This is a genomic window from Hymenobacter sp. 5317J-9, assembly GCF_022921075.1.
Classification (GTDB): Bacteria; Bacteroidota; Bacteroidia; order Cytophagales; family Hymenobacteraceae; genus Hymenobacter.
Genome location: NZ_CP095050.1, coordinates 3432621 through 3454137, shown reverse-complemented (window position 1 = coordinate 3454137; position 21517 = coordinate 3432621). Strand labels below are relative to the sequence as shown.

Here is a 21517-nt window from a genome sequence, read left to right as displayed (position 1 = left end):
CCACTCCGGAGCCGCTTGTATGGTGCTTTTATTTGAGGGCAAGCCCCTTCATCAAGAGATGAAGGGGCTTGCCCTCAATGTTTTATACTTGATATTTAAATAACATATAGTTTTTTAAATACTAATTTGGTAAATCATTACAAAATGGTAAGTTTGAACCCTCATGCCATGAGCCACTGCAGGCTGGTTTGGCAGGAATTTCTGCACTCTTGTTGCGTTTTATGGAAACACCTTTTACTCCCAACGGGCCCGTTGCAACGGGCCTTTCCGATGCGCCTCACCAAGCAGAGCCCACCCGGCGTGGCTGGCTCAAAGGGCTGGGGGCGTTGCTGGGCGGCCTGTTTCTGAGCCGCGCCGCCACCGCCGGCCCGGCCTCCGGCAAACAGGTAGATAGCTTTTCGCCCTTCGTGGGGGAGATTCAGATTTTTGCCTTTGGATTCACGCCGCGCGGCTGGGCGCAGTGCAACGGGCAGTTGTTGCCCATCAACCAGAACCAGGCCTTGTTTTCCCTGCTGGGGACGCAGTTTGGGGGCAACGGCCAAACCAATTTCGCCCTGCCCGACATGCGCGGCCGGACCCCGGTGCATTTCGGGCAGAGTCCGTTGGGCGGGTTTTACAACATCGGCCAGGCCTCGGGCACCGAAGCCTTGACCCTCACGGCCGCGAACCTGCCCCAGCACTCCCACGTCCACTTGGCCCAGGTGAGCAACCAGAACGCCACCGCCACGGCGCCCGCTGGCACCGCCGCCGCCGTGGTGCCCCCCGGCACCGACCTCAACGGCGAAGCCGTGGCCGTGCTGGCCTACGGACCCACCGCCGACACTAACCAAGGCCCAGGCTCCCTGACTAACACCGGCGGCTCGCAACCCATCGGCCGCATTGCGCCCTACGAAACGCTGAACTTCTGCATTGCCGTGCAGGGAATATTTCCGTCGCAGACCTAGAGTTTGGTAGAATTAATGGTTCGCTTTTCTGATTCTTACGTTCTCGATATGGCTTCATTTTTTACTTCCGACGGTCCGGCTTCCGACGAATCTGCTGCGCCCGCACCCGAACCCGCCCGGCGTAGCTGGCTCAAGCGCCTGGGCGCCGTGCTGAGCGGGGCAGCGCTGGCCACGCCCGCCGCCGCCCGCCCGGCCAACCCCGATGGCGCCCTCGCCGGCGGCGACGTGTTTGTGGGGGAGATTATCATGCTGGCCTGCAATTTTGCGCCGCGCGGCTACGCCCTCTGCAACGGCCAGCTGCTGCCCATTGCCCAGAACACGGCTTTGTTCTCACTGTTGGGCACCACCTACGGCGGCAACGGCCAAACTACGTTTGCGCTGCCCAACCTGCAGGGCCATACGCCCATCGGCCGGGGCGACGGGCCGGGCCTGACCCCCCGGGTGCTGGGTGAGCAAATAGGGGCCGAAACCACCACCCTGCTGTTTGGGCAAATGCCCGCGCATACCCACGCGGCGCAGGTGAGCACTGCCTTGGCCACCAGCAATACGCCCACCGGCAACGTGACTGCCGAAGCCACGGCCAGCAACGCCAGCGGCGAGCCCGTGGCCATCCAGAACCGGGCCGCCACCGCCAACGCCTCTGGTGCGGCCGGCCTGGTGAGCAACACCGGCAGCAACGTGCCCGTGAGCCTGCAGTCGCCCTATCTGGCCGTCAACTATTGCATTGCCTTGCAGGGAGTGTTTCCGCCGCGCTAGGCCCGCCGTGGGCCTTTTTTCTCACCGCTTATTTTTTGCTTTCTTATGCGTTTACGAGCTTCCGCGGCCGGGCTGGTGCCCATTGTATCTCGCCCGGCGCCGGCCGAACCGGCCCGTCGCAACTGGTTGAAGCGCCTGGGCGCGGTGCTCACGGGCACGGCGGTGGCCGCCCCGGCCCTGGCCGCGTCGCCCCGGCAGGTGACGGGGTCGCAGCCCTACATTGGCGAGGTCATGCTGTTTGCGGGCAATTTTGCTCCGCAAGGGTGGGCATTCTGCGACGGCAGCTTGCTGTCTATTGCCCAGTACGATACCTTGTTCAACCTCATTGGGACCACCTACGGCGGCGATGGCCAAAACACCTTCGCCGTGCCCGACCTGCGGGGCCGCGCGCCCCGGCACATGGGGCAGGGGCCGGGCTTGTCGTCCTACGGCATCGGACAGACGGGAGGCGCTGAAACAGCCACAATGGCCGTGGCCCAGATGCCGGCCCACTCGCACCAGGCGCCGGCCAGCACGGCGGCTACCACGGCGTCGCCGGTGGGGGCGTACTCCGCGGCCCTAACCGCTACCGACGTGAACGGCGAGGCTGTGAACGCGCTGGCCTACGGCCCGGCAGCCGCGCTCACCAACGCCAGCTTCATACAGGTACAGCCCACGGGGGGCAGCCAGCCCATTGCCATCATGCCCCCGTCGCTGGCCATGAACTACTGCATTTCCCTGTTCGGCGTATTTCCCTCGCAGTAATAGGGTGACCCTGCCCAGGGTGCTGGTTGTGGCCGGTGCGGGATGCCGCAGCTGGGTTTGTTTTTGATTTCGCTTTTCTATGCCTTCAGCAATGAAACAACGCTATACTTTGGTTTCCGGTCGGCTGCGGCGCGTCGGGCTGCTTTTTTTGCTGGTGCTGATGGCTACTGGCGCGTGGGCGCAGGGCCCCCGGCTCTATTACACGCAGGGCAGCGGCACCGCCTCGCTCGACGCGGCCAAGGCCGTGAACGCCGATGGCACCGCGGCCGCCACGCTGGCCACGGCTGCCAGCAACTTCTCGCAACCCACCGACATTGCGGTGGATAAGGTGAACGGCTACATCTACGTGGCCGACCAGTACGTGGGCTCGGGCGGCATTCTGCGCTACACCACGGCGGGCACGGGCCGTACCGTGATAGTGGCACCCACGGCCGGTGCCACCTATAACGGCCTGGCCCTGGACGTGGCCGGCAACCGCCTGTTCTTCACCCAAGGCAGCGCCACCAGCTCCGCGCTGGATGCCCTGAAGGTGGTGAACCTGGGAACTTCGGCGGTGACGGTGCTGGCCTCGGGGGCGGGCAATTTCACGCAGCCCACCGATGTGGCGCTGGACGCGGCCGGTGGTTTTCTCTACGTGGCCGACCAGTACGTGGGCACGGGCGGCATTCTGCGCTTCACCACCACCGGCACCGGCCGCACGGTCATCGTGCCGGGCCTGGCCAACGCCGATTACAACGGCCTGGCCCTGGATGTGGCCGGCAACCGCCTGTTCTTCACCCAGGGCAGCGCCACGGCCGCGCTGGATGCGCTGAAAGTCGTTAGCCTCAGCACCGGTTTTGCTGTGACGCAACTGGCCTCGGGGGCGGGCAATTTCACGCAGCCCACCGATGTGGCGCTGGACGCGGCCGGTGGTTTTCTCTACGTGGCCGACCAGTACGTGGGCACGGGCGGCATTCTGCGCTTCACCACCACCGGCACCGGCCGCACGGTGTTTGTGGCGCCCACGGCCGGGGCCACCTACAACGGCCTGGCCCTGGCGCCGGCCAGCGCGGGGCCGGTGGTGACCACCACCGGGGGCAGCGCCACCTTTGTTGAAGGAAATAACGTGACCTCAACTCCCGTCGTCATCGACGCGGGGGTGACGGTGAGTGACGCCGATAACACCACTCTTGCCTCGGCCACGGCCAGCATTACGGGCGGCTTTCAGACCGCTGAGGACGTGCTGGCCTTTACCAATACGAATGCCGGGTTGTACGGCAACGTGACGGGCAGCTACAGCGCCGGCACGGGCGTGCTCACCCTCACCTCGGCCGGGGCCACGGCCACCGTGGCCCAATGGCAGAGCGTGCTGCGTTCTATCACCTACACCAACACCTCCAACACGCCCAACACGGCCACCCGCACGGTGAGCTTTGTGGCCAACGATGGTGCCCTGAACAGCCCGGCTGCCACCAAAAATGTGAGCGTGCAGGCTGTGAACGACAACCCGATTGTGACCACAGGTGTGGTCACCACGGTGTATACCCACAACGTGCCCGGTCCCTCCACGCCGGTTGCGGTGGACCCGAACGTGACCCCGAGCGACGCCGATAATGCCACGCTGGCCACGGCAACGGTTAGCATCACGAGCAACTTTCAGTCGGGTGCCGATGTGCTCACCTTTACCAATACGAATGCCGGGTTGTACGGCAACGTGACGGGCAGCTACAGCGCCGGCACGGGCGTGCTCACCCTCACCTCGGCCGGGGCCACGGCCACCGTGGCCCAATGGCAGAGCGTGCTGCGGGCCGTCACGTTCCTGAACACTGCTGCTATCCCGAACACCGCCAACCGCACAATAAGCTTTGTGGCCAATGACGGTACCAGCGCCAGCAACACTGCTTCGATTACCGTTTCCTTCACGCTGGTGGTGGCCGCGCCGGTGGTGAGCGTGCCGGCCAATGGCAGCACCATCGGCACCACCACGCCCACCTACAGCGGCACGGCGCCGGCCGGCACCACGGTTACGGTTATCGTCGACGGCAGTTCCATCGGTACGGTGGTGACTGCGGCGGGCGGAACCTGGGCCCTGCTGCAGCCATCGGCGTTGACCAGCGGCAGCCACACGGTGCGGGCCACGGCTACGGCCGCCGGCACCACCAGCCCGAGCAGCAATACCAACACCTTTGTCATCGACACGGCCGGGCCCGTCATCACCTCGGTGGGCGTGCCCTCCAATGGCACGTACAAGGCCGGCGACTTCCTGACTTTTGCCGTGAATTTTAATAAGCCGGTGACGGTGAACACCACCGGCGGCACCCCCACGCTGGGCCTTACCATTGGCAGCACTGGCCGCCAGGCCAGCTACCTGGCGGGCAGCGGCAGCACCACGCTCACATTCCGCTACACGGTGGCAGCGGGCGAACTCGACCTCGATGGGGTGGCCCTGGGCAGTGCCCTGGTGCTGAACGGCGGCACCCTGCAGGATGCGGTGGGCAACAACGCCATCCTGACGTTGAACAGCGTAGCCTCCACGGCGTCGGTGCTGGTGGATGCCGTGGCGCCCACCGTGCTCAGCATCAACCGGCAGAACCCCGCCGCCTCCCTGACCAACGCCACCACGCTGGTGTACCGCATCACCTTCAGCGAAAACGTAACCGGGGTGGATGCTTCCGACTTCTCCCTGACCAGTACGGGAGGGACTTCGGGCACGGTGAGTGCCGTCGCGGCGGTTTCTAACAGCGTGTACGACGTGACCGTGGCAGCCGTGGCTGGTTCCGGCACGCTGCGGCTCGACCTGAATACCTCGGGCACGGGCATTACCGATGTCCCTGGCAACCCCATCGGCGGCGGCTACCAGGCCGGTCAGGTGTATACCATTGACCAGACGGGGCCCACGGTGGCCATTACCAGCACGGCCAGCAGCCCCACCAGCGCCTCGCCCATTCCGGTCACGGTGACCTTCACGGAATCCGTGACGGGCTTCTCGGCCGCTGGCGTGACGGTGACCAACGGTGCCCTGAGCGGCTTTAGCGGCAGCGGCACCACCTACACTTTTAATGTAACGCCCACGGCTGGCGGCCTCGTGACGGTGAATGTGCCGGCCAATGGGGCCCAGGATGCGGCTGGCAACGGCAATGCCGCCGCGCCTCAGTTCAGCATTACCTACAACGTGCCGGCGGTGACGGTGCTCTCGGTAACGCGCCTCACGCCCTCGCCCACGGCCACGGCCCAGGTGAGCTACCAGGTGACGTTCTCGGGCAGCGTAACGGGCCTGAGCTCATCAAACTTCTCGGTGACCAGCTCGGGCCTGAGTGGGGCCAGCGTGGCCAGCGTGAGCGGCTCGGGCACGACTTACACGGTGGTGGTGAACACGGGCATCGGCGACGGTACCCTGCGGCTGAACGTGAGTAGCACGGTAGGCATCAGCCCAACCGCTTCCAACGTGCCCTTTACCACCGGCGATACCTTTACCATCCAGAAAAACTTCACCAGCCCGGTGCTCAGCATTCAAGGAACGGGCGGGGCAGGCACTGACGTGACGGCCTTTGTGGACCAGGTGCAGGTGCTGGATGGCGGCACGCCCCGGGCCAATGCGCTGCTGAATAGCAGTTTCGAAACCTATGGCAGCCTGAACTTCGGCAACTACGGCTACAACCCCCCGGGGGCCGTCTGGACGTTCCTCAACGGTTCGGGCATTGCGCTCAATGGCAGTGCTTTCGGCGCGCCCACGGCACCCAATGGCAGCGCCGTAGCCTTCCTGCAAAACGCCGGCAGCGAAGCCCGGCAGGCCCTGGCTGTGCCCACCGGCACCTACCAGGTGAGCTTCCAGACCAGCCAGCGTGTGTGCTGCTCTACGCGAGACCAGGTGCTGAACGTGTTTATCAATGGCGTATTTGTAGGCACCATTCAGCCCACCAACACCGCCGGCTACACCACGTTCACCTCCAGCAGCTTCAACGTGACGGCGCCGTCGCTCACCACCAGCATCAGCAGCACGGCCACCAGCCCCACGGCGGTGTCGCCCATTCCGGTCACGGTCACGTTCTCGCAAAGCGTAACGGGCTTCTCGGCGGCGGGCGTCAGCGTGGCCAATGGCACGGTGTCGGGCTTCAGCGGTTCGGGCAGCACTTACACCTTCAACGTGACGCCTACCGCTGCTGGCACCGTGACGGTGAACGTGCCGGCCAACGTGGCCCTGGATGCCAACAACACCGGTAATACGGCCGCCCCCGCGTTCAGCATCACCTACGCGCCCATCACCCAGGTGGTGTGGAACGGCAGCGTGAGCACCGACTGGTACACGGCCACCAACTGGACCGGCGGCCTGCCCACCGCCACCCTCGACGCGCTGATTCCGGCCGGCGCCCCGCGCTACCCACTCATCACGGCCGGCACCGCCTCCGCCAAAACCCTGACTTTAGCCTCCGGCGCCAGCCTGGCCCAGAGCGGCGGCACGCTCGATTTGAAAGGTGATTTTGCGAACAACGGCACGCTGAACGCCACCGGCGGCAGTATCTCCCTTACCGGCGCGGCAGCGCAGGCTGTGGGCGGTAGCAGCCTCAGCACCTTCTGGAACCTGAGCGTGGGCGCCAGCGGAGGCACCCTGAGCGGGCCAGCCGCCGTGCAGCGCGTGCTCACCCTCGTCGGCAGCCTTGGCACCGGCGGGCAGCCGCTCACGCTGCTCTCGAGCGCCGCGGGCACGGCTCTGGTGGTGAACAGCGGCGGAGTGGTGAACGGCGCGGCCACGGTGCAGCGCTACATCGACCCGAGCCTGAACGCCGGCCTGGGCTACCGCCACTATTCGGCGCCGGTGGCCAACACCACGGTGGCCGACCTGGCCACCAGCGGCTTCGCCCCGGTGGTGAACCCCACCTACAACGCCTCGGCCACGCCCACGCTCGAAACGCCCTTCCCCACCGTGTTCGGCTACGACCAGAGCCGCTTGGCCCTGACCAACAACCTTTCCGCCTTCGACAAGGGCTACTTCTCGCCCGGCGCCCTGACCGACCCGCTGGCCGTGGGCCGCGGCTACACCGTCAACATCGGCGCCAGCCAGCTGGTCGATTTTGTGGGCACGCTCAACAACGGCACCGTGGCGTTGGGCCTGAGCCGCAACGCCGGCCCCACCGCCGCCGATGCCGGCTGGCAGCTGCTGGGCAACCCCTACCCGGCCCCGCTCGACTACTCGCTGGTGGCCCCGGCCGACCGCACCAACCTCGACGCGGCGGTGTACGTGTTTGAAAGCACCAGCCAGTATAATGGCCAGTACCGCAGCTACGTGAACGGCGTGGGCGGCAACCCCGTCATCCCCTCCGGCCAGGGCTTCTTCGCCCGCGTGAGCGCCGGCCAGACCAGCGGCACGCTCACGTTCCGCAACAGCCAGCGCCTCACCAGCTTCGACGCGACGCCCGTACGCCGCGGTACGTCGGAAACGCGCCCGCTGGTGCAGCTGACGCTGCGCGGGGCCACGGGAACGGCATCCGACGAAACGTACGTGTACTTCCAGGCCGGGGCCACGGCCGGGGTGGACGCCCAGTACGACGCCGTGAAGCTGCCCAACACCACCGGCCTGAACCTGGCTTCGCTGGCCGCCGGCACGCCGCTGGCCATCAACGGCCTGCCCTATCCCAACGCCGCGACGCTGACCGTGCCGCTCGCCGTGGCCGTGCCCGTCACGGGTACTTACTCACTCACGGCGGCGCAGGTGCTCAACTTCCCGGCCGGGGCCCAGCCCTACCTGCGCGACCTGCAGCTGGGCACGCTCACCGACCTGCGCCTGACGCCCGCCTACACCTTCACCCAGAACGCGGCCAATACCGCCGCCCGCTTCGAGCTCGTCTTCGGCCCGCAGCAGGTGCTGGGCGCGGCCGCGGCCTCCTTGGCCGCCCAGGTGGCCTTGTTCCCCAACCCGGCCAGCAAAGCTGTGTATCTGGAGCTGCCCGCCAGCCTGCGCCGCACGGCTACCACCGCCGCGCTGCTCGACGCCGTGGGCCGGGTGGTGCTGACGCAGGCGCTGCCGGCCGGCCTCGCCACCCACACCCTGCCGCTCACCGGCCTGGCCAGCGGCGTGTACTCGCTGCGCCTGCAAACCGAGGCCGGCGTGGTGGTGAAAAAGCTCGTGGTGGAATAAGCCCCGCATTTCAATGCAAAAAGCCCCGACCGTGTCCACGGTCGGGGCTTTTTGCATTGAAATGCGGGTAGCTTCCACTACTTCGCTTTCTTTTCCAGGAGTTGCAGCAGTTCGTCGGCGGCTTTCTCAATGTCACGGTAGCCTTGCTGGGCGGCGCGCTCCTTGGCAGCAATCAGGCCGTCGCGGTGCACGGTTTTGAAGTCGCCGTAGGGGAAGTGGTAGCGGCCTTTGGTGTCGGCGCCCTTGCTGGTGTCGAGGCCCAGGTGCCAGTTGGCGTACTCTTCCATCTCGTGCTTTTCCAGGAAGGCGTTTTCCGTGGACGTGTCGGGGTTGTGCTGGCCCCAGTGGCTTGCGTCGTTCTTGATTTTGCCGTCCTGAATGAGGCGGCGGGCGTAGGCCACGGCTTGGGGATTGAGGGAGGTGCTCATTGCTAACGAGGAAAAGAAGGTGGATGGATGCGCCTTCCTACGCACCCCAACAAGCGGGGTTCCTAGTGCTCAGCTTTTGCCGTGAATGAGGTATTTGGTCTGTTTGAAGCTGTAGCCGACTGACAGTACCATGCGCCCGGCGCTGGCCGGGTGGTCGGTTTCGGCGGTGTATACCGGTAGCTGGAAGCTGGTGTTCAGTGACAGATTTTTGTAGTAAAAATCCAGCCCCGGGCCCAGCAGGGCGTTGTTCATGGCGTGCTCGCCGGTGAGGCGGCCGTCGAGCATTTCGCCGTCGGTTTTCTCATAAAAAAACTGTGCCGACGGGTACACCTGCCAGTTCTCGCCCAGCGGCAGGCGGTAGAACAGGTTGGCAAACGTGGCCGTGCTCGGCGCTAGGCTGTTCCGAAACCGGTTTTCCGTCGAAAGGCGGTAGCTGCTGTTCACGCTCAGCCCGAAGCTGTGGAAGCTGCCGATGTAGTTGGCGTACACGAAGCCGTCGGTGGTGCCGGTGCCCACCTGGTTGAGCAGCGGGTAGCGCCGGCCCTGGGCATTTTGGCGGGTGTATTCGCCGGTGGGCAGCTTTGCGCCGCCACCCACGATGAGGCGGCTCTGCACCCCGGCCGTTTCGATGGCCCGAATAACGTGGTAGCCCGCAAACACCGTCACGTCGCCCAGCCCGGAAGCGTTGAGCTGGCGGCCGTTTATCTGCGAGGTATTCATCACGTAGGGCACAAACGCGTTGAGCTCCACACGCTGGGCCAGGAAGTACTTGCCACGTAGCTCGGCCACGCGGAAAACTTCAAAATCGTTCGGGTCGCCGTTGTGGTTGTGCGCGTAGCCATCGTCGCCGTTGGCGGGCGAGGGAAAAAACGGCCGCGCTCCGGTCGGGAAAAACTGCGGAGTCTGCCCGTACTGCCGGTAGCCGTTGAACACGCGGTAGCGGTGCATCAGGCTCAGGCCGCTCTGGTTGTCGTAGGGCGTGATGCCCATGAAACACCCGCAGATGTCGCAGGCGCGCGCGCTGGCGGGCGCCAACAGGATGGCGCCCGCCAGAAGCAGAAAGTAGCGTTTCATGTGTGCGCTCCGAGCCTAGTTGGCGTGGATGTGGCCCACCGAAAACACGTTCGCCTGGATGTTGTCGGCAATGCGGGCGGCCGTGGTGCCGCCCATCACGTTGTAGGTGCTGGCAAAGCTCACCAGCGGGCCGGGGGCTTTGCCGAACATGTTGGCCACTTCCACCAGCATGTGCACCTCGGGCTTGTGGTCGCGGGCAATGATGAGCTTGGACGTGGTGAACGGCACCGTCACCGTCCGAATGGTATTGGTGGTGGAGTGCTTGTAGCCGGCAATGTGGAACACCAGCGCGCCCGTGGCCGCAGCCGGCGCGTGCGGGGCCTGCGGCGAGTTGCCTTCGAGCTTGAAATTGATGAATTCGGGCCCGTTCATGTCCCAGAACATGCCCTTGCCGGCGTTGAGCACGCCGCCGCCGTAGTTGCCCGCCTTGGTGCGGGCGCTGTCTACGCCTACCATAAAGCTCACGCTGCTGTATTCGCCCTCCGGCGCACCAGTCATGGTGAGGTCCTGGGAAGCAGGGTCGGTCTGGTCGACCAGGAAATAGCTGTCGGGCACGGCGTAGCTGCTGCCGTCGGCCTTGTTCAGCTTCACGTTGGAAATGTAGTATTTAAGCGTGCTTACGGTGAAGTTGTCGCCGTAGGCATTTTTGTAGTTGCCCGAGCCCAGCACCAGCGAAAAGAACTTCGGCGCGTTATTGCTCGCGGGGTCGGGCATGGTCACGCCGTTGTCCATGTGCAGCGTAAACTCGGTGGGGGAGGATGCTGCGACGTCGTCTTTCTTGCAGCCCGTCAGGCTGATGGCAACCAAAGCAAAGGCGCTGGCCAGCGCCGAAAAAGCGGAAAATTTCATCGGAAAATGTATCGGTAACTGTTGGTGGGTGAGGGGTGCGCCCAGGCGCACCGGCCCGCCGCGGGCGCGGCGAAACCAGCAAAAGCGCGGCTTTCGGCAGAAGCCAAAAGCCAGCGACTAGCAATCAGCCCAACAACAGGGGCGGGCGAAACACGTCCGGGGTGGGCACGGCGGCGCAGTGCGCCGCCGGCGGGGAGGGGTAGCGGCTGGCCGGAGCCAGCCAGCGCCGGGGCACTCGCAGCGCAAACGCGGCCGTGGGCAGCACCTCAAACTTTACTTTGGCCGTGGCGCCAGCGGGCGCTTTTTTCTCGGCGCCGTCGGCTTTGCGCAGCTGCTTGGCCAGGTGGCACTTGCCATTGCAGCGCAGCTCGGGGCGGGCTTTGTTCACGCAATACAGCGCCGTAATGCGGGCTTTGTTGAGCTGGTAGCTCAGCACCACCGCCTCCGGCCCCAGGGTCTGGAGCAGCATGAGGGCAGCGAAGAAGCAGGCCAGCAATCGGTTCATCAGCGAAACAACGGAGCAAAGATTGCACCAAAGGTAGCCCACATCGGCCCGAATAGCGAGGCTGGCCGGGTACTTCGGTTAGTTAAGGTAGGGCGATTCCAGCTCCTGGCCCATGCTTTTGAGCGGGGCGGTGCTGCGGCGGCCGGTGAGGCGGGTGCTCAGGGCCTGGGCTTCGCGGGCGCTCAACACGTCGAGCTCGTGCAGCCAGGCCACGCGGCGCAGCTGCGGCTCGATGAAGCCCAGCGGGTTCACCTGGCCGTATTCGTCGCGGAGGTAGGTTTTCGTGCGGCGCTCCAGCTCCATCACCAAAGCCAGAAATTGCTTGCGCTGCCAGGGCCGCCCGGCCAGCGTGAGCACGAGGTGCGCCGTCTGGAGCCGGAACGTGAACCATTGCTGCTCAAACCGCAGCCACAGCGACACGGCATTGAAGCCAAACACCAGCCACCACACGGCCAGCGACAGCCCGGCCTGGCCCGTGGCCAGCCACGCGCGCCAGGGCCCGTAGCCTATGAACACCAGCAGCAAGACCGTCAGCAGCAACTGGTTGACGGGCACGTGGCGCTGCTCGGCTGCTTTCACGGGCAGAATTTCTTCGTAGGGAATCTCGGTTTCGAGCGTGGCCACGCCCTGCGGGTTGCGCTTGCACACGTACAGGCTTTCGGCCCGCAGGGCAATGTGCGTAGTGCCCAGAAAAAGTTGTTTTTGGGTGAAAATCATTCCGGAAATGCAGTAGGAAGCCGGCGCAGCGGCCGGAAATCGGAAACAGAAAACGTGGGTGCTTACCGGAACGGGCTCGGCGTGAAGCACAGCACAAAAATAGCCACCATCACCCAGCCCAGCGCCTGGCGGCCGGGGCTTAGGGGCCGCTCGTCGGGCGCGGGTGGGTGGTAGATGCCGGTGAAGCGGCCCAGCAGCAGCCCAAACACCAGCCAGCCGGGGTTGCCCTCCAGGCCCGGAAAGGCCACCGCGCACCCCAACTGCGCCGCCCAGATGCCCGCCGCCAGCAGCAACCCCTGGCGCGGCAACGGCAGCACCCGCCAGAATATCAGCGCCAGATAGCCCGCGTACACCGGCCCGCCGTAGAGCCAGGTTTGCCAGTCGTCGTGCAGCGTGAACAACCCCAGCCCCGCGTAGAAAATAAACCCGATGAACAGGAACAGCGCCAGCCGATTGAATCGCCGCGGCCCCATTAAACCGTAGAGGATGTGGCCGCCATCGAGCTGGCCCATGGGCAAAAGGTTGAGGGCCGTGAAAAATAGGCTGAGCGAACCCGCAAGCAACACCGGATAGTGCATCAGCTCGTTGGGGTGGGGCAGCAGGGCAGGGTCGGCAAAGGCCCATTCCAACCCCTGATATAGCAGTGGCTTGGCAATGGTGAGGCCTTGAGCACCAGGCGGATACACGTGCTGCGCGTAGTTAGCGCCGTATTGCGCGTACTCTGGGTGCACCGTCCACAGATATGCCAGCGGCGGCAGGTGCGTAAACCCGTAAATGAGCAACGGCACTGCCACCAGAAAGCCCGCTAACGGCCCGGCCAGCCCAATATCGAAAAACTCGCGCCGCGAAAAAATCCGCTCCCGAATGCGAATGACGGCCCCAAAGGTGCCCAAGCCCATTGGAAACGGAATGTAGTAGGGCAGCGAAGCCCGTACGCGGTTGTAGCGCGCCGTGAAGTAGTGCCCGAACTCGTGCACCGTGAGCACGCCCAAAAACGGCAGGGCAAACCACAGCCCGCGCTTCAATTCGGCCCACAGCGCGTCGCTGCGTAGCGCAAACACATCCAGCGGCAGCATGGCAACGGCGCCGCGGGTAAGCTGAATGCCGGCCAGCGTGGTGGTCATGAGCGTGACCAGAAACAGCCCGATGTGCAGCGCTGCCGTGCGCGCCGGCGAGGGCTCGGGCCGCTCGAAGCGCCGAAACAGGGCCCGCGCCGCCCGTAGCCGGGCCCGGGGCTCGGCGTGGTCGAGGGCAGGGGGCGCGGCTACATCGGCCGGAAAGCCGGTCAGTTCAGGTTCAGGCGGGGGCGTATTCTCGGGGAAAGACACGGAGGGCTTCGGGCAGGGCGGTGGTGAGGGTGAGGGGCGGGGCCAGGTGCAGCACCCGCAGCCCCAGCCGCCGGGCCGTGGCCACGTGCTGCGGGCTGTCCTCGATGAACAACACGTCTTCGGGCCGCCAGTTCATTTCGCGCAGCGCGTGCCGGAATATTTCCTCGCCCGGCTTGCGCAGGCCCACTTCCTGCGAATAAAACACGCGGTCGAGCACGTCGGCAATGCCCTGCCGGAAGCCATATTTGGTAGCCAAGCGCTGGTTGATTTCGGCAATGTGCAGCGTGTTGGTGTTGCTGAGCAGGGCCGTTTGGTGGCCCTGCCGGCGCAGCTCGCCGATGAGGGCCAGGCGCTCGGCGGGCACGTCGAGCAGCATGGCATGCCAGGCCGCGTCCAGGGCCTCATCGGAGGCGTCAAGGTCGTAAGCCTCGCGCAGCCCGGTCCGAAACTCGGCGGGGGAGAGGTGGCCGGTTTCAAACTTATCAAAGAGCTCGGCCTGCTGGGCCTGCGAGAAAGCAATGGTGCTGCCGTCCCGGCTCAGGCGCCGCATGGCGGCCGGGGTGGCGTCGTAGTCGATGTCGATGATGACGCCGCCAAAATCGAAGAGCAAGTGAGGTAACATAATCAAGCTTGGTTTTCCGTGGGCGAAGGTCGTACTTTTGCACCGTTGGAGGGCCGGCAACGGCAAGGGTTGAGGTGAAAGATGACTGCCTCCGGCACCGGGCCTATAGCTCAATCGGTTAGAGCAACTGACTCATAATCAGTAGGTCCTTGGTTCGATTCCAAGTGGGCCCACGAAAAAGCCTCTCACAGCAATGCGAGAGGCTTTTTCGTGCCCGGTGTGCGAAAAAGCGTGAACATCTATACCATTCTCTCGGCTTTGGGCTCAGCGGGAGCGGCTGGCCGGGGGCGAGGGGGTGGTGTTGCCGAGCACGCGCCCCAGCTTGGTTTGGGGAACGAACGGAACCGTGCGGCGTGTGCGGGCCGCGCGGGTGGTATCGGGGGGAGTGGCCGCGGGCAGTGGCGCGAGGGAGGCGGCTGGCTGGTCGTTCACGGGCGAGCCGTTGCAGGCGGCAAGGGCGCCCGCCGCGGACAGCAGCAGGGCGGCTATGGCTACTTTCATAATCGGAGTTTACCCGTTGAACGGCCTGCCGGCTGCATGGTTAGAGAAAGCACGACTTTATCTGTCGATTCGGGCTCGTTTTCTGCTATAACCGGGGGCTAGTCCAGCCGGCGCAGGCCGAGCACGCCGATGATAATCAGGCTGGTGTAGAGCACGCTCAGCCACGAAAACGGCTGCTTGAGGTAAAGCGTATCGACCAGCTTGATGCCCACCACGGCCAGCGCCATCCAGGCCGAGTAGGCGGTGGCGGTGGGAATGTCGCGCATGGCCAGCGACAAAAACCACACGTTGGCCAGCCCGAAGCCCACATAAGCCAGCAGCGGCAGCACCGGCAGCAGCAGCGCCGGCTGCCCCAAGCTGTGCGCCCAGGCTATTTCCTTGATGCGCTGCATGCTCAGCGCCTTGAGGCTATACGTCCAGCAAACCTCCATGAAAGAGGCCAAAAACAGCGAAAACCAGGGATTAATCAACGGGACGAAGCGGCAGCGGTGGGCGTGTGAGAAGCAGCAGCCGGAGCTGGCGGCTGGCCGAAATTACCGCCCGGACGCTGCGCCGGAATGGTTTCGGCGTAGGGCTCGGGCACGGGCCAGCCGTGCAGCGGCTTGAGGGCGGGCACGCGGTTGGTGAGGCGGGCGAGCAACCGCCCCCGAATGCCGTGGTAAGCGCGGAACAGCCGGGAGCGTTTGGCTAAAGCTTCCTCATCAAACCGGGCCACGGAGAAGACGTGCTGGCTGAAGTAGTCTTTGGGAAAAACGTAGGGCAGGCCCCATTTCTGCGGCTTGCGGCCGTCGGGCAAGTAGGCAGTGCCGAACATCCAGTCCCAGAAAGCAAATTTGGTCGAAAAGTTGGCATAAAACACCTCCTCGTGGTCGGCATGGTGCCAGAGGTGCATTTCGGGGCCGTTGATGAAATATTGCAGGCGGCCCGAGCGCACGTCGATGTTGCAGTGAATCCAGATGCCCCACACGGCATCAATACAGGCCTTGATGGGCACCACCATGGGGTCGGCCCCGAGCAGGATGATGGGCGCAAACTCAATGGTTTGGTTGATGATGATTTCCAGCGCGTGCGAGCGGGAGCCGGCCAGCCAGTCCACCTGTTTGCCCGAGTGGTGCGCCTCGTGGGTGCGCCAGAACAGCGGGCTGCTGTGCTGAAACCGGTGAAACCAGTAGATGTAAAAATCGTGCGTCACCACGAAAAACAGCACTTGCACCCAAATGGGCCAACCGGTCACGAAATGCAGCTTCGAGAACCCAAAGTGCTGGTCGAGCGGCTGAATGATGTAGTCGAAAATGACAATCTTCAGCACGTAGCTCTGCACGAAGGTGTAGAGCACGAGGTCCGTCCAGAAACCCTCGCGGAAAAACGGCAGGCCCTTGCGGTAGGGGATAACGCGCTCCAGCATAATCACGATGGCCACCCAAATCAGCAAAATGGCCGTGGTGATGAGTTCGACGTGATGCATGACTTAAAAATGTTTTTTATCTGTCATCCTGAGCGCAGCGAAGGACCTTCTCACGTTCGAACGATTAATTCTGGCGTGAGAAGGTCCTTCGCTGCGCTCAGGATGACAGACGATTCAACGGCAGCAGTTCAACCCAAACTTCCTACTCCTGGTTCGGCGTCAACTCGCGGCGCAGGCGGGCGCGGGGCTCCAGCTCGGAGTCGTACACGCGCTTCACGCCGTCGCCCAAGCCTTCTTCCACGTCGCGGATGTCGCGCACGAGCTTGGCCATGCCGCCGGGCTCCACGCTGGCAGCGTGGTCGGAGCCCCACATGGCGCGGTCCAGCGTGAAGTGGCGCTCCACGAAGCTGGCGCCCAGCGTCACGGCCGCCACGGTGGTGGCCAGACCGGTTTCGTGGCCCGAGTAGCCGATGGGCGTGCCAGGGAACATGCCTTGCAGCACGGGCACCATGCGCAGGTTCAGCTCGGCCGGCGGGCAGGGGTAGGAGGATGTGGAGTGCGCAATCATCAGCTTATCCAGCCCCACCCATTTCACGGCCTGGTGAATCTCATCCAGGGTGCTCATGCCGGTGCTCAGCATCAGCGGGCGGCCGGTGGCGCGCACGCGGTCGAGCAGGGGCTTGTCGGTGAGCGAGGCCGAGGCCATCTTGTACATCACCGGCTCAAACTGCTCCATAAAATCCACCGACGGCTCGTCCCAGCACGAGGCAAACCAATCGATGCCCAGGGCGCGGCAGTAGTCGTCGATGGCCGTGTACTCGGCCTGGCCGAACTCGGTTTTGCGCTTGTAGTCGATGTAGCTCATGCGGCCCCAGGGGGTGTCGCGCTGCTTTTCCCACTGGTCTTTGGGCACGCACAGCTCGGGCGTGCGCTTCTGGAACTTCACGGCATCGCAGCCGGCCTTGGCGGCTTCGGAGATGAGCTGCTTGGCCAGGTCGAGCGAGCCGTTGTGGTTGATGCCAATTTCGGCAATGATGTAGGCCGGGTGGCCCGCGCCAATGAATCGGTTTTTGCGGATTTCAACAGCTTGCATGAGGCGAAGGGTTGGATTGTAGCACATGCTTCAGCTTGTGCCGGTGAAGGGGTAGCGACGCATACTTGCGTCTCGTCGTTGAACATTGGCCGGATGCTTCGTTGAATGGGCACGCTCAACGACGAGACGCAAATACGCGTCTCTACACCTGGCAAATAATCTGGGTTTAAATAGCCGTCCAGCCGCCGTCCACTACCAGGTTGGCCCCGGTCATGTAAGCCGACGCATCCGAAGCCAAGAAAACCACCGCGCCCTGGTAATCGGTAGGCGTGGCCATGCGGCCCAGCGGTGTTTTGGCGCTGTATTGCTTGATGAAAAATTCGTCCTGGCTGTTCTCCACGCCGCCGGGCGAGAGGGTGTTCACGCGCACGCCGGCCGCGCCCCAGTAGGCCGCCAGGTAACGGGTGAAATTCACAACCGCGCCTTTGGTGGTGGGGTAGGAGGGTGATTTGTAAAAGATTTGCTCGCCGGCCTCGTTGCGGTAGATGCTTTGGTCAGGCCCCACCAGGCCGTAGGTGCTGGCCACGTTGATGATGCTGCCATGGCCCTGCTGCGCCATGGGCGTGCCGAACACCTGCGCCGCCAGAAACACCCCCGTCACGTTCACTTCCAGTACCTGACGGAAGGTTTCGAGCGGGAAGTTCTCAAATTTTGAAAGGTCGGCTGCCATGGCCGGATTCTCAAACATGTCGTTGATGGCGGCATTGTTCACCAGCACGTCGATGTGGCCGAACTGGGCCATAATCCGGTCACGCGCCGCGGCCAGCGAGGCCGGGTCGGTCACGTTCACCGCCAGCGGCAGGTGAATGCCACCGGGCAGCTCCGCTGCAACCGCCGCGCAGGCTTCGGCATTGAGGTCGGCCACCACCACGTTGGCGCCCGCATTGGCCAGGGCCTCGCAGTGCTTGCGGCCGATGAGCCCGCACGCGCCCGTGACGATGGCGGTTTTACCGGTTAAGTCAAACAAGCTCATGTACTATCTATTTGGCTTTAACCGGTGCGGCATTCGTCACTTTGCGGAACACAGCTTCCACCGGCTCGCCCAGCAGGCGCGAAGCCACGTCGCCGGCTTCGATGGCTTCCTTGAGCAGCGGCAGCACCTCGCGGTAGGCCGAGAGGGTGTAGGCCACGTCCTCGTTGGTGTGCGAGAAGCACATGTTGTGGAAGCCGCCCCACATGATGCCGCGCTTAAACAGCTCCTGCTGCACAAAAGCCTTAATTTCCATGCCGTTGCCAGCCGAGGCGTCGAAGGTGACGATGGTGCGGCAGTCGTAGCCGTAGCACTTGGTGTATTGGCTAATGCCCAGCTCGGCGGCGATATCGTTGTAGCCGTCCTTGAGCTTTTTGCCTTGCTCGGCGAGGCGGGCGGGCACGTTCTGCTCGCGCATTTCGGTGATGGTGGCCACGGCCGCGGCCAGGCTCAGCGCCTCGCCGCCGAAGGTGGTGAAGAAGAAGACGTCCTGCTCGAACAGCTGCATCACGTCGCGGCGGCCGGTGAGCAGGGCGATGGGCATGCCATTGGCAAATGCCTTGGAGTACACCGCTAAATCGGGGGTGATGCCGAAATACTCCTGCGCGCCGCCCACGGCCACGCGGAAGCCGGTCCACATCTCATCGAAGATGAGCAGCGTACCGTTTTCCCGGCACAGCCGGGCCACTTCGTGCAGGAAGTTGTCCTTGGGTGCATCAAAAATAAAAGGCTCCAGAATCACGCAGGCCACGTCGTCGTCGAGCAGGGCCTTCAGCGAGTCGAGGTTATTGTACTCGAAAGCGGCCACCAAGTCCTTGCTTTCCTGCGGGATGCCCTTGTCGCGGCTGGTGGTGCCGATGTACCAGTCGTGCCAGCCGTGGTAGCCGCAGCACAGCACCTTGTTGCGCCCGGTGAAGGCCCGCGATACGCGCACCGCCGCCGAGCACACGTCGGCGCCCGTCTTGCTGATGCGGATGCTTTCAGCGTTCGGGATAATCTCGTGAATCAGCTCCGACAGCTCTACTTCCAGCTCGTGCATCATCGAGAAGGTGATGCCGTCTTCGAGCTGAGCCCGGATGGCGTCGTCTACTTTCGGGTAGGCGTAGCCCAGCGAGATGGGGCCGATGCCCATCTGGAAGTCAATGTACTCGTTGCCGTCCACGTCCCAGATATGGGAGCCTTTGGCGCGCTTCACGTACTTGGGACTCACGCCCTTGGTGTACTGGCCGGGGCCTTTGGCAAGCGTCTGCGTCACGGGCGTCATGATTTTCTGAGCGCGGGCATATAGCTCATTCGACTTCGTGATGTCGGGGTAATTCTCGTTAGAAGAAACGGTGTTGGGCATGGGGAAGGTTGTTGAAAAGAACGTCATGCAGAGCGCAGCGAAGCATCTCGCGTGCAGTCACTAATCAATGATTTTTTAATTACTACTACAAGCGAGATGCTTCGCTGCGCTCTGCATGACGTTCTGATTTACTCCGCGAACTCGTTTTCGAGCACGGTCGGGCCCGGCGCAATGGTCGCGCCCGACTCGCCCAAGTGCTCCGTGATGCGGCGCGCGATGTGGTGGCCGGTGAAGCCCTCGTGCTCCAGCACCGCGCTCAGGCGGCCGGGGCGGTACCAGCGCTCCTCCAAGGCCAACGGCAACACGCGGGCCGTGAGCTGATTGCGCAGCAGTATTTCGGCCAGAATCGAGTAGAGGCCGCCTGTGATGAAATGGTCCTCTACCGTCACGATGAGCGAGCCGCGGCGCACCACGTCCAGCAGGGCCGCCTCGTCAATCGGCTTGAGGCTGCGCAGGTTGATGAGGCCCACTGACTTGCCCTGAGCTTGCAGCAGCTCGCGGGCCACCAGCGTCTGCTCGAACAGCATGCCGTAGGTGAGGATGGTGATGTCGGTGCCTTCGGCTACGATTTCGGCTTTGCCCATCTCGAACGGGGCGTGCTGGTAGGTGCCGGGGCGGGTGTTCACGCGCAGGTAGGCGGGCTGGGGCGAGGCCCAGATGGCGGGCAACATGGCCAGCATATCGGCCTCGTCGGCGGGCGCGAAAACCGTCATGCCGGGGATGCCGCGCATCAGGCTCACGTCCTCGATGGCCTGGTGGGTGGGGCCGTTGCCGTCAGAGAGGAAGCCGGGCACGAAGCCGCTGAGCTTCACCGGCAGCTGGCCGATGCCCACATCGGTGCGGATAAACTCGAAAGCCCGCAGTGTGAGGAAGGTCGCCAGCGCGTGCACCACCGGCACGCGCCCGCGCAGGGCCAGCCCGGCGGCAGCCCCGATGAGCGTCTGCTCCGTGATGCCGGTATCGATGAAGCGCGGGCCGAGCACGGCGGGCAGGTTGCGGATGAGGGCGCGGTTTTCGGCCGTCATCACCACGATACGCTCATCTGCGAGGGCGGTTTGCTTGATTAGTTCTTCGTAGTTCATAGGGTTTGAGAAGTGAGACCATGAGACATGAGAAGTGAGCGGGACAGCAGGGCCTTATTTGACGCAGCTGACAATCTCACTTCTCATGTCTCACTATCTCATGTCTTAATTATCGTACCGTCAGCGTTTCACTCGTCAGAGTAGTAGCCACCTGGCTATGCAACTCGCGCAACAGCTCCTCCACTTCTTCCGAAGAGAAGTTGCAGAACCAGCGGTCGGCGCGGGCTTCGATGCTGGGCAGGCCGCGCCCGCGCACCGTGTCGCAGATGATAACGGACGGCTTTGAATCCGAGAAGGGGAGGGCCGAGAAAGCTTCTTCCAATTGCTTGAAATCGTGGCCATCAATGCGGCGCACTTCGCAGCCAAAAGCCTCGAACTTGGGCGCCAGCGGCTCCAGCGGAATCAGGTCTTCGGTGGCCACGTTGGCCTGGAAATGGTTGCGGTCGACCACCAGCGTGAGGTTATTGACTTTGTGGGCACTGGCCACCAGCAGGCTTTCCCACACGGTGCCCTCGTTCAGCTCGCCGTCGCCGGTAATGACGATGACCTTGTTGTCCTGGCCGCGCATTTTGCAGTCCATGGCCACGCCCAGGGCCACGCTGGGCAGGTGGCCGAGCGAGCCCGAGTGGAACTCCACGCCCGGCACGTGGCGGTTGGGGTGCCAGTAGATGTGGTCGTCGGTGCTCAGGTGCTGGTCGAGGCGGGCTTTATCGAGGAAGCCCAACTCCACAAAGGTGCCGTAGAGGGCGGGCACGTCGTGGCCTTTGCTCAGGAACAGGTAGTCGCGGGTGGGGTCGGTCAGGTTGTCGGGCCGCACGTTCAGCAGCTCGCTGTAGAGGTACACCAGCAAGTCGGCGCAGCTCAGCGAGGCACCGGTGAAGCAGCCGCCGTCGGTGCTCAGGCGCACGATGTGCTCGCGCACCTTCAGGGCCAGTTTCTCTAGTTTCTGTTGGGTCTCAGGAGTCATTTGGTGCTTGGTTGTTGGTGCTTCGTGCTTGGTGGTTGAAACCGGCCTTGAAAGCCAAGCACCAACAACCAAGCA

Annotated in this window: 19 protein-coding genes and 1 tRNA gene; 5 read left to right on the top strand and 15 right to left on the bottom strand. The window is 63.9% G+C overall.

The window, feature by feature from the left end; translation table 11 throughout:
* The first annotated feature begins 221 nt into the window (after nucleotides 1-221).
* The 4 genes from MUN81_RS14575 to MUN81_RS14560 all read left to right on the top strand — a co-directional run bounded on the left by MUN81_RS14575 (nucleotide 222) and on the right by MUN81_RS14560 (nucleotide 8556).
* Nucleotides 222-944 (top strand): tail fiber protein, encoded by a 723-nt coding sequence (locus tag MUN81_RS14575; RefSeq protein ID WP_245111496.1) that lies wholly within the window; start codon nucleotides 222-224, stop codon nucleotides 942-944.
* Nucleotides 945-992: 48 nt separating this feature from the next.
* Complete coding sequence (locus MUN81_RS14570; RefSeq protein WP_245111495.1) at nucleotides 993-1700, top strand: tail fiber protein; 708 nt, start codon at nucleotides 993-995, stop codon at nucleotides 1698-1700.
* Between the two features lie 45 nt (nucleotides 1701-1745).
* Nucleotides 1746-2444, top strand: a complete 699-nt coding sequence (locus MUN81_RS14565; RefSeq protein WP_245111493.1) for a tail fiber protein — start codon at nucleotides 1746-1748, stop codon at nucleotides 2442-2444.
* 91 nt (nucleotides 2445-2535) lie between these two features.
* On the top strand, nucleotides 2536-8556 hold the full coding sequence (locus tag MUN81_RS14560; RefSeq protein WP_245111491.1) for an Ig-like domain-containing protein: 6021 nt from the start codon (nucleotides 2536-2538) through the stop codon (nucleotides 8554-8556).
* A gap of 77 nt (nucleotides 8557-8633) precedes the next feature.
* On the opposite strand, the gene MUN81_RS14555 is transcribed toward MUN81_RS14560, so the two are convergent.
* The 7 genes from MUN81_RS14555 to MUN81_RS14525 form a co-directional block, all read right to left on the bottom strand.
* Nucleotides 8634-8984: a hypothetical protein gene (locus tag MUN81_RS14555; RefSeq protein ID WP_245111490.1), complete on the bottom strand. Its 351-nt coding sequence runs from the start codon at nucleotides 8982-8984 to the stop codon at nucleotides 8634-8636.
* 69 nt (nucleotides 8985-9053) lie between these two features.
* Nucleotides 9054-10058, bottom strand: a complete 1005-nt coding sequence (locus tag MUN81_RS14550) for a hypothetical protein (RefSeq protein ID WP_245111488.1) — start codon at nucleotides 10056-10058, stop codon at nucleotides 9054-9056.
* 15 nt (nucleotides 10059-10073) lie between these two features.
* Nucleotides 10074-10907, bottom strand: a complete 834-nt coding sequence (locus tag MUN81_RS14545) for an MbnP family protein (protein WP_245111486.1) — start codon at nucleotides 10905-10907, stop codon at nucleotides 10074-10076.
* 124 nt (nucleotides 10908-11031) lie between these two features.
* Entirely contained in the window at nucleotides 11032-11412 is a 381-nt protein-coding gene (locus MUN81_RS14540) for a hypothetical protein (RefSeq protein ID WP_245111484.1), read from the bottom strand.
* Nucleotides 11413-11490: 78 nt separating this feature from the next.
* Entirely contained in the window at nucleotides 11491-12129 is a 639-nt protein-coding gene (locus tag MUN81_RS14535; RefSeq protein WP_245111482.1) for a hypothetical protein, read from the bottom strand.
* 62 nt (nucleotides 12130-12191) lie between these two features.
* A complete protein-coding gene (locus MUN81_RS14530) occupies nucleotides 12192-13457 on the bottom strand; it encodes a site-2 protease family protein (protein ID WP_245111480.1) in 1266 nt (421 codons plus the stop codon).
* Nucleotides 13426-14079, bottom strand: coding sequence for an HAD family phosphatase (locus MUN81_RS14525; RefSeq protein ID WP_245111479.1), 654 nt, complete (start codon nucleotides 14077-14079; stop codon nucleotides 13426-13428). The genes MUN81_RS14530 and MUN81_RS14525 overlap by 32 nt, the downstream gene beginning before the upstream one ends.
* Nucleotides 14080-14178: 99 nt before the next feature.
* Between MUN81_RS14525 and MUN81_RS14520 the strand changes: the two genes are divergently transcribed.
* Nucleotides 14179-14252: transfer RNA gene (locus MUN81_RS14520), tRNA-Ile, on the top strand.
* A gap of 91 nt (nucleotides 14253-14343) precedes the next feature.
* On the opposite strand, the gene MUN81_RS14515 is transcribed toward MUN81_RS14520, so the two are convergent.
* The 8 genes from MUN81_RS14515 to MUN81_RS14480 form a co-directional block, all read right to left on the bottom strand.
* On the bottom strand, nucleotides 14344-14580 hold the full coding sequence (locus MUN81_RS14515; RefSeq protein ID WP_245111477.1) for a hypothetical protein: 237 nt from the start codon (nucleotides 14578-14580) through the stop codon (nucleotides 14344-14346).
* 98 nt (nucleotides 14581-14678) lie between these two features.
* On the bottom strand, nucleotides 14679-15011 hold the full coding sequence (locus MUN81_RS14510; protein ID WP_245111475.1) for an SMR family transporter: 333 nt from the start codon (nucleotides 15009-15011) through the stop codon (nucleotides 14679-14681).
* Nucleotides 15012-15046: 35 nt separating this feature from the next.
* On the bottom strand, nucleotides 15047-16045 hold the full coding sequence (locus MUN81_RS14505) for a sterol desaturase family protein (RefSeq protein WP_245111473.1): 999 nt from the start codon (nucleotides 16043-16045) through the stop codon (nucleotides 15047-15049).
* A 142-nt stretch (nucleotides 16046-16187) separates the two neighbouring features.
* A complete protein-coding gene (locus MUN81_RS14500; RefSeq protein ID WP_245111471.1) occupies nucleotides 16188-17078 on the bottom strand; it encodes an N-acetylneuraminate synthase family protein in 891 nt (296 codons plus the stop codon).
* A 166-nt stretch (nucleotides 17079-17244) separates the two neighbouring features.
* Nucleotides 17245-18051 carry an SDR family oxidoreductase gene (locus MUN81_RS14495; RefSeq protein ID WP_245111470.1) on the bottom strand — a complete coding sequence of 269 codons (807 nt, stop codon included), beginning with the start codon at nucleotides 18049-18051 and terminating at the stop codon, nucleotides 17245-17247.
* Between the two features lie 7 nt (nucleotides 18052-18058).
* Nucleotides 18059-19393, bottom strand: coding sequence for an aminotransferase class III-fold pyridoxal phosphate-dependent enzyme (locus tag MUN81_RS14490; protein ID WP_245111469.1), 1335 nt, complete (start codon nucleotides 19391-19393; stop codon nucleotides 18059-18061).
* Nucleotides 19394-19521: 128 nt separating this feature from the next.
* Nucleotides 19522-20475 (bottom strand): transketolase C-terminal domain-containing protein, encoded by a 954-nt coding sequence (locus MUN81_RS14485; RefSeq protein ID WP_245111467.1) that lies wholly within the window; start codon nucleotides 20473-20475, stop codon nucleotides 19522-19524.
* Nucleotides 20476-20584: 109 nt separating this feature from the next.
* The gene (locus MUN81_RS14480; protein WP_245111465.1) at nucleotides 20585-21442 is read right to left on the bottom strand and encodes a 1-deoxy-D-xylulose-5-phosphate synthase N-terminal domain-containing protein; all 858 of its coding nucleotides are present in this window, start codon (nucleotides 21440-21442) and stop codon (nucleotides 20585-20587) included.
* Between the last annotated feature and the right edge of the window lie 75 nt (nucleotides 21443-21517).